Here is a 12,341-nt window from a genome sequence, read left to right as displayed (position 1 = left end):
CGCTCTGCCACGCTTCCATGGCCGCCATCATATAAATAAAAATTGCGCTTGGCAAATATTTTTCCAATTTCTCTGCATCAACTGCACAAAATAAAATCAATTTCATTAATCTTCTGAATTTTCTGGCTTTTCATAGCGAATTGAATTGATAAACCAGAGTTTCTTGCCAGATGGTGTCATCACTTCAGCTTCATCATCCACTGACTTGCCTAACAGGGCACGCGCCATGGGTGAATCAATCGAAATATGCTGCGGATGATGATCATAAATTTCATCGACACCCACAATCCGAAGGCTCTTCTGCTCACCCTGTTCATTTTCAATTTCGACCCAGGCACCAAAATAAACTTTGCCTTCCTGTTCAGGAGAAAAATCAACAATTCGCAGCTCTTCCAGACGCTTGCCCAGATAACGAACCCGACGATCAATTTTACGTAAAAGCTGTTTGTTATACTGGTAATCTGCGTTTTCCGAACGGTCGCCGAGACTGGCTGCCCAGTTCACTTTTTTGGTAATTTCAGGACGTTCCTCATGCCAGAGATTTTTAAGTTCTGCCACCAATTTGTCGTGTCCACCACGGGTAATCAGGTTAGATTTCATGTGTTTTAATTGCCAATTTTGAACCAGTTTTTAGACATTAAGAGCTTATTTTATTTGGAGTTTTAGGACAAGCCAGAATATGCAATTTTTTTCTTCAATAAATTTAATAACTTAAATTACATTTAAAAAATAAATTATGTACAAAATTTGACAATTCATTTTTTGATCTTTAATATGCACCCTACTTTTGGAATCGCTTATTTTTTAATCTATGTAGTTTTTCTACATATTTCCCGATCAATTTAGTCATTTTTGAATGACGTCATGACTGCCCAACCCTTATTGAATTTATCAAACTTTTAAAAGTTTCTGGCTAGTATTGGCTGTGATTTTTAGGGCATAAATTACTTGTAGCGGAGACAACATGCACAGTAGTTCAACCACTGGGTCGAGGCTTTGCCTTAGCTCTTTTATCTCTTCTCTCCCTGTAAAAGCACTGGTACTGAGTACGGCACTTATCCCCTTTCATAGTATCAATGCCACTAAAACCACATTTCAATATGATCATGTGGTCAATAGCAACAAACTCACCGTCGTCACAGTTCAAAGTCCAACGACTGTGTTTCAGGATGGACAACATCAGCATGGCTTTGGTTATGACCTGGTTCGTAACTATGCCAACAGCCTGAATGTTAAGCTGGATTTTAAAACTGTTCCGGATAATGCCACGGCCCTGAAATGGGTAGCCCAAGGCAAAGCCAATCTGGCCATGACCACCACTGATCTGGGTACGATTGAACAACAGCGTTTAACAGCTTTTTCTGCCACTTGTGGTGATAAGTCTGCACTGGCCAGTAATGGACTGAATTCCAATCTGAATCTGGTATTTAAATCAGCCAGTGATCCCTTGAGTCAAACCGCCAGTGCTTTTGTTTGTCAAGGCAAACAAAGCGGTGCGATCAAGCAGCTTGCATCCTTCTACAATCAGAATGTGGTAGAAGAACATTCTTGGGATGAAATTCAACAGGACCTGAACCAGCGACTCCCCACATACAAGGCGAGCTTCCAGAAATCTGCTCAGCAGTACGATCTGGACTGGCACCTGCTCGCCGCGATCGGTTACCAGGAATCCTATCTAAAGCCAAACTCCGTATCTCCCACCGGTGTCCGCGGTCTGATGATGCTCACAAGCTCTACCGCAAAAGCGATGGGGGTTAGTAACCGGACAGATCCAGGCGAAAGTATTGATGGGGGTGCCAAATACTATGACCAGATGCTGAGCCGTTATGAACATATCCCTTATCCGGATCGTAACTGGTTTGCTTTAGTTGCCTATAACATGGGCCCAGGTGCTGTGAATCAGCTGCAAAAACGTATTCAGGCCCAAGGCAAGAATCCGAATAACTGGGTAAACCTGTATGCTTATCTGGAACAGAATAAAGCCAGTAATGGTCGTTACCGTCAGGCCCTGCAATACGTGACCCGTATTCGTGCCTATCTGGAACACATCAAGACCACTCCACAGCTGGTGAATATTTAAGCCTGATCATTTCAAATCCAGATATTCAGCTATAAAAAAAAGCTTACCTCAGGGTAAGCTTTTTTGTTACTACAGCTTTTTAGATCAAAACTATTAAGCTGTGGTATTTTCAAGAACTTTCTTGAAGAGGTCTTTTTGAGCTTGGCTTGGCTTCGCTGTTTGTAATGCCATCAATTGAGACATATCGCCTTGCACTTTGATTTTACCTGTCATGAAGGCTTGCATTGCAGCCGCCATATCAAACTCAAGGAAAACTTTACGTAAGGTTTCGCCATCCATGTTCAATGTTGTTTTTGCATTTGGAGACAAACCTTTTTTAATCGCGCCACCTTCCAAAGATAATTCTGTATTACCTGTAGTGTCTGCAACGACCAAATTAATTGCCAGATTCGCCAAAGCAGGTGGCAAATCCAAATCACCAGCTTGTGCAGTGAGCGTGTCTACAGTCGAAAACCAATCATCAGTTAAAAAAGCAGGCATGATCTTTCCTCAATTTATTTATTCATTTGTGTCGACTATCCAGACGACATCAGGTTGAAGCTATTATGCTTGTGACTTGTTATAACATGATCATTATGGCAAAGGCTAACGAATTTTGTACGCACCGTTCAATTTTTGTAGTTCTTATCTTGTGTTATTTTTGATTCAGGCATAGGCCGTAGCCCATGCCTGTATCGGCTTAACTTTATATAGGTCGATTAGTCCGCTGCAAAGCCCAAATTGACCATATTGATGCGGCGGTTCTCACCTTCTACCGCCTCTTCAGTTGAACAGCTGCCTTTGAAATCGAATTCGCGCTGGCTATCCAGAATTTCAAAATCAAATAATTCGCGGTCAACTAACTGAGATGGTGAAACATTTTGCAAGGCACCAAAGATGCTGTGCAGACGTTTTGGATGTGCATTGTCCCATTCACGTAACATGTCATTGATAATGGCACGTTGAAGATTTTCCTGAGAGCCACATAAATTACATGGAATAATTGGAAATTGACGCATCTGTGCATATTTGATGATGTCTTTTTCTTCCACATAGGCCAATGGACGAATCAGGATATTCTTTTTGTCAGAAGACAGCAGTTTTGGCGGCATGGCTTTCAGGCTGCCCCCATGGAACAGGTTCAGGAAGAATGTTGCCAAAATATCATCACGGTGATGACCCAGCGCCACTTTAGTCGCCCCAATTTCCTGAGCAAAACCGTACAAAGAACCACGGCGCAGACGTGAACATACTGCACAGTAAGTCTTACCTTCCGGTGTCAGTTTTTTGGTAATGCTGTAGGTATCTTTTTCCAAGATGTAATACGGAATGTTATTTTCTTCTAAATAACGCGGTAATACATCTTCCGGGAAACCGGGCTGTTTCTGGTCCAGGTTAACCGCCACCACATCAAAGTTGATTGGTGCAATGCGTTTAAACTGAAGGAGGATATCAAGCAAGGTATAACTGTCTTTACCACCAGAAATACACACCATGACCTTGTCGCCGTCTTCAATCATCTTGAAGTCGCGAATGGCATGTCCGACCTGGCGGCGAAGCTTCTTCAACAAACGGTAGTAGGCAGAGCTTGTTGGCAGTTCAGGTTTGAAATTAAATCCTTGCTCGGATTCAACTGGCGAGTACATAGACGAGAATAACCCATAAATAGAAATACCGCGCAATTTTAGCTGATTCGGTTCCGTATCGCATCAAAAGAATTTATTTTCATACAAATGCCATATTAGTTTCATTTTCATGTTTTATTTAGATTGATATATTGAACGATTTAGTTCAATTTTTAAGCGAGATGCTTATCTTTTGGACTTTTCCACAGTTGTCCACAAAAGCTGTGGATAACTTTGTGGATTGAAATGGACTTGACAACTTGTTCACCTCAAAATTTAAGGCTTTTCTTTAAATTGATCATTTTTTGATCAATTTATTTTATTATTAAAATCAATAACTTAAAGCTGTCAACCCTAAGGTTTTAAATTAAATAAAAAAAATATTTTAGTGTTCAAAATATTGACAGGCGTTCCCGTTTACATACTCGTTTATAAATGCAGCGTATAAGGCTGTGCATTACGTAATTTTTTGTTAAACTCATCCATGAATTTTTCTAGCTTATTATTTATCAAATATAAACAATGAAAATAAAGACGTATTTCTTGGGGTGTCAACTGATCGGTAGCTTGCTTATGCTGGGCTGCAGTCATTTGGTGTATGCCGGTGAAACCATCTATCAGTTGCGTGATAAAAACGGCAGTACCTTATTGACCAATAAGAAGAGCCGTTATAATCATCTTCAGGTCGAAAAGAAGACTTATTATCCGGATAGCAATATTCATAGCTATAGTAACTGGGGCAGCAGCGAGTCGTCAGTTTTGCCTAGCTATAGCAAGAATAAGAACGCTTTTGATTCGATCATTCGTCAGGCCGCCCAGACTTATGGTGTGTCTGAAGGTTTAATTAAAGCAGTCATGCATACTGAATCCGGCTTTAATACCCATGCCCGCTCCCCTGTGGGTGCACAAGGTTTGATGCAGCTGATGCCAGCCACTGCACGTCGCTTTAATGTCAGTAATGCTTATGATCCTCATCAGAATATTATGGCGGGTGCTAAATATCTGGCCTGGTTATTAAAGCGTTTTAATGGCAATACCAGCCTGGCACTGGCGGGCTACAATGCCGGTGAAGGCAATGTCAGCAAATATGGTGGAATCCCGCCTTTCCGGGAGACTCAGGATTATGTACGCCGTGTGACCAGCCGTTATCAAAATCTGTATACTCATGGCGTGAGTGCAAGTACAACCACGTCTAGCACATCATCCAGTGAAGGCCGCATCATTGCCAGTTCAGCGAACTACTCCAATGATAGCAGCAGTACTTCACACATTCAGGCAGCCAAGTATCAGCGTCAGATTATTATGAATTCTGATGGCAGTTATACCGATGCACCGATGGGTTCTTATGCAACGGCGAATGCAACAGCAGCAGCTAAAATTTATTTAAGTGAATAAATAAATCAAAATCATTTGATTCTAAATAGCCTTAGCGAAAATGCAGCAAAAAATAAAGCTGTGTTTTGTGATCCAGGGCCATTTTTTTTCTTGAATTTTTAGTCATTTCACCCCATATTGATTTCAATGATTTTCATTTGCTAATCAGATTATTTTTTTATAATAAGAGGATTTCTCAATGATGCGGATTGGTTTGTTCTTGCTAACCAACCTCGCGGTACTGGTTGTAGCTGGCATTATCCTGTCACTCTTCGGTGTCGGTAGTTACCATGGCGCGGGTGGCTTGAATCTAGGCAACCTGTTGGTGATCTGTTTTGTGTTCGGTATGGTGGGATCACTGATTTCCCTGTTCATGTCTAAATGGATGGCGAAAAAAACAACCGGTACTGAACTGATTGACCCAAATGCCCCTCGTAACCAGGCAGAAGCATGGTTATTACAAGAAGTTGCGCAACTTTCTCAGCGCGCTGGCATTAAAATGCCGGAAGTGGGTATTTTCCCATCTTATCAGTCAAATGCCTTTGCAACAGGCTGGAACAAGAACGATGCGCTCGTGTCTGTGTCCACGGGTCTGCTTGAACGCATGAATAAAGACGAACTTCGTGCGGTACTGGCACACGAGATTGGTCACGTTGCCAATGGCGATATGGTGACACTGGCCTTGATCCAAGGTGTAGTCAACACATTTGTCATGTTCTTTGCCCGTGTAGTTGGCGACTTTGTAGACCGTACGATCTTCGGTCGTGAAGAAGGTGAGGCACCGGGTATTGGCTATTTTGTGATTACCATTGTGCTGGATATCGTATTTGGTATTATGGCTTCAGCGATCGTGCTGTGGTTCTCACGCTACCGTGAGTATCGTGCTGATGAAGCAGGTGCACGTTTGGCAGGCAAACAGGCGATGATTTCAGCGTTATTACGTTTACAGGCGGAATCAGAAATGCCGGATACTATGCCGAAAGAAATGAAAGCCTTTGCAATTTCTGCTGGTCAGGAACAAGGTTTTAGTCTGGCGGCACTGTTCCAGACTCACCCAACGATTGAACAACGTGTTGCTGCTTTGCAACAACTCGATTGCCCTTAAGCAACGCATTGATTGCTTGATAGAAAAAAGCCTGCATTTGCAGGCTTTTTTATTAAGTTTAGGTTTATAAACCTTCAGGCTTTAAACCATTGAAAGAGCTGCATTGTGCCCCAGCCAATGGCCATAATTAACAGAATCAAAAAGAAAGTTCCTAAGATATCTGGTAGATGAATCCAGATCCAGGCCACCACAGGATTACGCCAGAAAGCAGATTGCTGTTGTCTGCGTTCCAAACTTTCATGCAGAAATGGATGTACCACATGATGATCGGTACGGATCTGGTATTCGTCCCGGATATGCTGATGCACAATATCCAGTGCCTTACGGCTAGGACGAATAAAAATATCAAATATTGTTCCTGCTACAGGAATAAAGCCGACCACAGCATCCATGACGGCCATTTTCAGGACTGGCTTTAATTTTTCATTCGGCACCCCGATCTGACGGGCTTTATAAATCGCATAACTAGTCAGCACAAAACCTGCGATATCTCCCGCTACCGGAATGGTACTCAAAGCAGCATCTGCCCCGACGCCCTGCTTGGTAAATGGAATCCGTATCACCGAATCCATCATATTGGCAAACTTGGCCAGATCCCGCTCCAGCCGAATGACATCCTGTTGGCTCAGTTTATTTTTTTGTCCGGGATCAGGCATGGGTTCTTCCAGAAATGAGACTGATGTAATTGAGCATAAAGTATTTTTTCTATTTAAGCTGTAATTGCTAGGTATTTAAAACAATAATTGAGAGGCAATAAATAAGTAAATAATCACCCCGGTGGCATCACAAATTGACGTCACCAGCGGTGCTGATGCACTGGCTGGGTCCATTTTCAATTTATTGAGAATAAAGGGTAAACTCATGCCAATCAGACAGCCCATCAGCACAATACCTAACATACTTAAAGCGAGTACAACAGCGACCATCCAGTCGCCTCGAATATAACCCAGAATTGATACTGCAATGGCCATCGTTCCACCCAGACATAAAGCAACCAGGGATTCACGACCCAGCAGGCTAAACCAGTCCTTAAACTGCACATCACCTGTTGCCAAGGCACGCACCATCAAGGTGGCAGATTGCGAACCAGCATTCCCGCCACTTCCCACCAATAATGGCAAGAAAAATACCAGCACAATATGGGTGGAAATAATATCTTCAAAATGAGCAATCCCGATTCCGGAGAGCAGACTGCCAAACACCAGAATGACCAGCCAGAATACCCGTTTTTGATACAATCTGAGAATCGGTGCGGTTTTCAGACTCAGTTCATTCAAAGGCGTCACTGCACCGGATTTTAAAATATCTTCAGTACTTTCTGCCTCTGCAATATCCATGGCATCATCATAGGTAATAATCCCGACCAGCTTTTGAGTCGCGTCGACCACAGGCAAGGCAATAAAATCATAATAGGCCAAGGTACGGGCGACCTGCTCCTGATCCTCATCCACAGTGGCATAGACTACATCTGTGGTCATGACCTCATTAATGGTGGCATCCGGCCGTGCTTGAATAATTTGCCTTAAGGAAATTACGCCGAGCAGATGCTGTTTCTCATCCACGATATAGATCAGATATAAAGTGTCATGATTCCCCGCAATATCACGTAGCGTTTCAATCGCCTCAGTCATGCTCAGCTCGGGAGCAAGCGTGACGAAGTCTGAACTCATTAATGCACCGGCAGTTTCTTCCGGATAAGCATGCAGCTCTCGTAGGGTTTGTAGCGACTGGGTGGATAATTTTCCAAGTAACTGCTGCTGCACTTCACAGGGCATCTGCTTGTATAAATCAATGAAGTCATCGGAATGCATGGCATCCATCAGACTGGCCAGTTGTTCCAGAGGAAATTGATAGGCCAGCTGGATTTGTATGGCCAGTGGCAAGTACTCCAGCACTTCTGCCTGACGTTCCAACTGCTTGAAATGGTGACAGCGTTCTGCTGGTCCAAGCTCAGACAGAATTCTGGCCTGATCGGCAATATTCAGCTTTTGTAGAAGCTGATGAATATTATTTTCCCCTGTCAGCAGAGTCTCATGTAGTTGCTGTATTTTTTCTTGGTGCTGCATTCCCATACCATCATTCCATGCAGGTATGAAACATACCCGTCCTAGAGTGAGTATTCCTCATTTTCCTGATTGATTTGTATAACTTTATTTGTTGCTTTGACACGAAACAGGTTTCGGATTAACACATACATAAACGGGATAAAGAATAATACCAAAATAGTTGCAAAAATGACCCCGCCCAAAACGCTGGCACCAATTTCCTGACGGCTGATCGCACTGACCCCAGAAGCAAAAATCAAAGGAATCACTCCCGCAGCAAAAGCAATAGAGGTCATGAGAATCGGCCGTAAGCGCAAACTTGCTCCTTCTAAAGCTGCAACTATTGCGGTTTTTCCTGCTTTCTCTGCCTGTGCAGCAAACTCCACAATCAGAATGGCATTTTTACAGGACAGACCAATCGTCGTCAGCAAGGCAATATGAAAAAAGATGTCATTGGCGAAACCAAAGATCCAGCAAAATAAGATACTGCCACCTACGCCCAATGGAATGGCACTGATCACGGCCACAGGAATGGTCCAACTTTCATATAAAGCGGTTAAACACAGGAAAATAAAGGCAATCGAAATCACATACAGGAAAATCGCCTGACTGCTGCTGCGCTTTTCTTCCAATGCGGCTCCGCTCCAAGCCAGATTCACACCTTCCTGGGCATCTACCAATGCTTCAACATCCTGCATGGTCTGACTGGAAAACTTGTCCTTTGGAATCCCGGCATAGACTGGAACAGCGTTATAGCCCATATAACGATTAATACTGTTCGGCCCGCCCTGCCAATTCAGACTGCTAAACTGGTTAAACGACAGCATTTCACCTTTTTGATTGCGTACATGCCAGAAGGCCAGATCTTCAGGTTTGGAACGGTATTCTGCTTCACCCTGCATAATCACACGCTTAATCTGTCCGCGATCAATAAAGTCATTGATGTAAGTTCCACCCCATGCTGCAGCCAAAGTACTGTTTACATTTTGCTGAGGAATGGAATGCTTTAACACACGTTCTGCATCAAGTTTGATATTCAGCTCAGCGCTTTCTTTAGGTTGATCCAGCTGTAAAAATTCAATCGATGATTTGCCTTGGGCACGCGCTTCAATCTGGCCAAATGCCTCCTGTAAAAATTCAGCTCCTTTATAATTCAGGTCTTGCAACCAGAAATCGACCACACGACCATTACTCGACATGGAAGGTGCCATAAAGAAAATTTGGGCATTGGCATGATTGGCAAAGTGTTTCTGTGCTCGATCGACAATGGCAAAGACCGAATCTTCAGGATTTTTGCGCTCAGCCCAGTCTTTTAATACCACAAAGAGCTGCCCACGATACGGACCTACACCGACATTGTTGCCGCTATACCAGACACCTAAACTCTGAATGCGTTCCGATTCGTGTTTCATTAAATAGTCTTGTACTTCACGCCCGACTTTTTCGACTTCTGTACGCGGTGCATTGCCAGGCATGACAATCTGCCCCATAACAAAGCCCATGTCTTCGGTGGGCATCAAGCCTTCCGGCAAATGCTTATATACCCAGCCGAAGCCCATTATGCACACACCAAACAGTGCCAACATCATGAATTTCAATCGCATACTCCGAGCTGAAACTTTTTGGTAACCGGCATTGAGCTGATCCATGCCATGGTTAAAGCACTGCGCCCAGCGAGCCTGATGATGTTTGCGTTTGAGGAGTTGTGCCGCAAATGTTGGAGTAATGATTAAGGCCACGAATAAAGACAGGAACATCGCTACCACCAAAGTGATGGAAAATTGACGATAAATCACCCCAGTGATGCTGCCAAAGAAAGCCATCGGGATAAATACTGCGGTAAGTACTAGCGTAATACCGACCAGTGCTCCGCTCATTTCCTGCATGGATTTTAAGGCAGCCGCTTTGGCATCCAGATATTCTTCCTGCATCAGGCGTTCAATATTTTCCACCACTACAATGGCATCATCGACTAGCAGACCGATGGCTAAAATCAGGGCAAATAAGGTAAAACTATTCAGAGTCATATCCAAGACATACAGCACTGCAAAGGTCGCTAAAACCACAATCGGAATCGTAACGGCCGGAATAATCGTGGCACGCCAGTTTTGCAGGAAGATAAACATCACCACAATGACCAGAATAATGGCTTCAACCAGAGTTTTAGCTACCTGTTCAATTGAGCTGGTAATAAATGGAGTTTTGTCCATGGTCATTTGCAACTGGTAGTGCGGTGGCAAATTGGCCTGAGCGTTTTTTAATACGTCTTGAATCTGTTTGGACACGGCAATAGCATTACTCCGCGGCGCCAAAGTAATCGATAAAGCTGAAGAGAGCTGTCCGTTGGTATAGTTAATGTGGTTATAACTTTCTGCACCTAGTTCTACCCGTGCCACATCTTTTAAATACAGCAATGAACCGGAATCTGTGGTTTTAACGATGATATTTTCAAATTCTTTCACACTGCTTAAATGTGAACCGGCACTGACCTTGGCATTGAGATATTGATCCTGCATCGTCGGCAAACCACCAATTGCGCCTGAAGCCAGTGGCGCGTTTTGAGTTTCAATGGCATTACGGATATCGCTTGGCATCAGGTTAAACTGGTGCAACTTATGCGGATTTAGCCAAATCCGCATGGCATAACCTGCACCGTACAGGTCAATTTCCCCTACACCTTCAATACGTGACAAACGCGGTTCGACGTGGACCATCAAATAATCTGAAAGTTCGGTAACGCTACTCTGCCCACTCTCATCATATAAACTTAATAGTGCAAACTGGTCATACCCTGATTTATAAACATTGACTCCGCCCTGCTGCGTCTCTTCAGGTAAGCGGCTCAATACACCATTCACGGCGTTTTGAACCTGTAACTGGGCTTGATCAAGATCGACTCCTGGCTCAAATTGCAGCGTAAGTTGGGCCCGTCCCACCGAACTGCTGGAGTAAAAAGTTTCCAGACCTTCAATGCCTTTTACCGCCTGTTCCAGAATCTGGGTCACCGATTGCTCAACTGTTTCAGCCGATGCACCACGATAACCTGCGGAAACGCCTAAAGCTGGCGTATCCATATTTGGCATATGTTCAATGGGAATTTTTTGAAGTGCAAATACCCCAAGGGCCATCATTAAAATTGCAATGACCGCTGCAAACTTGGGACGATAAATAAAAAAGCGCGACAACATAAATCAGAAATCCCCATCAAATGCATCTTTAGGATGCACACGCCATGAATAGATGATTTCTATAGCAATTTTCACACCATGCTTAAATTTAAGCCAATCTTTACCTTTTTATTTCCGATAAAAAATCCCCGTTATAACGGGGATTTTAGAATGCTATATTCTCAATTGATATTATGTATGTGATTTCTTCATCGTCATTTGGCGAATTAAAACGTACATAAATGGAATAAAAATTAGCACCAGTATCGTTCCGAAGATCACTCCACCAAAAACACTGATTCCAATCTCACGACGACTGGCTGCACCTGCACCAAAAGCAAAGACCAGTGGCAGAATGCCAGCACCAAAGGCCAGAGATGTCATCAGGATTGGGCGCAAGCGTAGTGACGCACCTTCAAGTGCAGCTTCAACTACCGATTTACCTTTTTCCTGAGCCAATGCCGCAAACTCTACGATTAAAATTGCATTCTTACAGGACAGACCAATCGTGGTCAGCAAAGCAATCTGGAAGTAAATATCATTCGGAAAATCTGCCAGAAAACTAAAAATGATATTCCCACCAATCCCTAGAGGAATAGCGGACATGACCGCAGTCGGAATCGTCCAGCTTTCATATAAAGCGGCCAGGCACAGGAAAATGAAACCAATCGACACCAGATATAACCAGATTGCCTGATTACTGGATTGTTTTTCCTCAAAGGATAAACCGCTCCAGACCACGTCAATGCCATCCTGTTTTGCCACCAGATTTTCAACATCTTGCATCGCTTCACCAGAACTGGAACCTTTGACCATATCCGCTTGCATTTGCAGCGAGGTATAGCCCATAAAACGGTTGACTACCTCAGGACCACCACTCCAGTCCACCTGAGCGAAATTACTGAAAGGCACCATCTCGTTCAGGTCATTACGTACATGCCATTGCGCCAGATCTTCAGGTTTGGA

10 protein-coding genes are annotated in these 12,341 nt (G+C 43.5%); 3 read left to right on the top strand and 7 right to left on the bottom strand.

Annotated features, from left to right (window positions below):
• Positions 1 to 105: 105 nt before the first annotated feature.
• Complete coding sequence (gene greB / locus B4J23_RS00440; protein ID WP_159123487.1) at positions 106 to 600, bottom strand: transcription elongation factor GreB; 495 nt, start codon at positions 598 to 600, stop codon at positions 106 to 108.
• A gap of 364 nt (positions 601 to 964) precedes the next feature.
• Between greB and B4J23_RS00435 the strand changes: the two genes are divergently transcribed.
• On the top strand, positions 965 to 2,080 hold the full coding sequence (locus tag B4J23_RS00435; protein ID WP_291358202.1) for a transglycosylase SLT domain-containing protein: 1,116 nt from the start codon (positions 965 to 967) through the stop codon (positions 2,078 to 2,080).
• A gap of 93 nt (positions 2,081 to 2,173) precedes the next feature.
• Here the strand turns inward: B4J23_RS00435 and B4J23_RS00430 are convergent, their stop codons facing one another.
• A complete protein-coding gene (locus B4J23_RS00430) occupies positions 2,174 to 2,560 on the bottom strand; it encodes an SCP2 sterol-binding domain-containing protein (RefSeq protein ID WP_004784757.1) in 387 nt (128 codons plus the stop codon).
• A gap of 218 nt (positions 2,561 to 2,778) precedes the next feature.
• A complete protein-coding gene (gene ttcA, locus B4J23_RS00425; RefSeq protein WP_005236792.1) occupies positions 2,779 to 3,705 on the bottom strand; it encodes a tRNA 2-thiocytidine(32) synthetase TtcA in 927 nt (308 codons plus the stop codon).
• Between the two features lie 501 nt (positions 3,706 to 4,206).
• Between ttcA and B4J23_RS00420 the strand changes: the two genes are divergently transcribed.
• Together B4J23_RS00420 and htpX are read left to right on the top strand one after the other, a co-directional pair.
• Positions 4,207 to 5,079 (top strand): lytic transglycosylase domain-containing protein, encoded by an 873-nt coding sequence (locus tag B4J23_RS00420; RefSeq protein ID WP_216070704.1) that lies wholly within the window; start codon positions 4,207 to 4,209, stop codon positions 5,077 to 5,079.
• Positions 5,080 to 5,257: 178 nt separating this feature from the next.
• Positions 5,258 to 6,163: a protease HtpX gene (htpX, locus tag B4J23_RS00415; RefSeq protein ID WP_005236795.1), complete on the top strand. Its 906-nt coding sequence runs from the start codon at positions 5,258 to 5,260 to the stop codon at positions 6,161 to 6,163.
• 74 nt (positions 6,164 to 6,237) lie between these two features.
• On the opposite strand, the gene B4J23_RS00410 is transcribed toward htpX, so the two are convergent.
• The 4 genes from B4J23_RS00410 to B4J23_RS00395 all read right to left on the bottom strand — a co-directional run.
• The gene (locus B4J23_RS00410) at positions 6,238 to 6,819 is read right to left on the bottom strand and encodes a DUF4112 domain-containing protein (RefSeq protein ID WP_291358190.1); all 582 of its coding nucleotides are present in this window, start codon (positions 6,817 to 6,819) and stop codon (positions 6,238 to 6,240) included.
• 75 nt (positions 6,820 to 6,894) lie between these two features.
• Positions 6,895 to 8,229: a magnesium transporter gene (mgtE, locus tag B4J23_RS00405; RefSeq protein WP_291358205.1), complete on the bottom strand. Its 1,335-nt coding sequence runs from the start codon at positions 8,227 to 8,229 to the stop codon at positions 6,895 to 6,897.
• A 41-nt stretch (positions 8,230 to 8,270) separates the two neighbouring features.
• Positions 8,271 to 11,396: an efflux RND transporter permease subunit gene (locus B4J23_RS00400; protein ID WP_291358188.1), complete on the bottom strand. Its 3,126-nt coding sequence runs from the start codon at positions 11,394 to 11,396 to the stop codon at positions 8,271 to 8,273.
• 171 nt (positions 11,397 to 11,567) lie between these two features.
• The coding region (locus tag B4J23_RS00395; protein ID WP_291358186.1) for an efflux RND transporter permease subunit at positions 11,568 to 12,341 on the bottom strand (774 nt) is incomplete at its 5' end.

The sequence above is a fragment of the Acinetobacter sp. UBA3025 genome (assembly GCF_002367915.1).
In the GTDB taxonomy this organism is placed as follows: Bacteria; Pseudomonadota; Gammaproteobacteria; order Pseudomonadales; family Moraxellaceae; genus Acinetobacter.
Note: the sequence above shows the minus strand (reverse complement) of the source record. Positions and strands in the feature narration are given on the sequence as shown.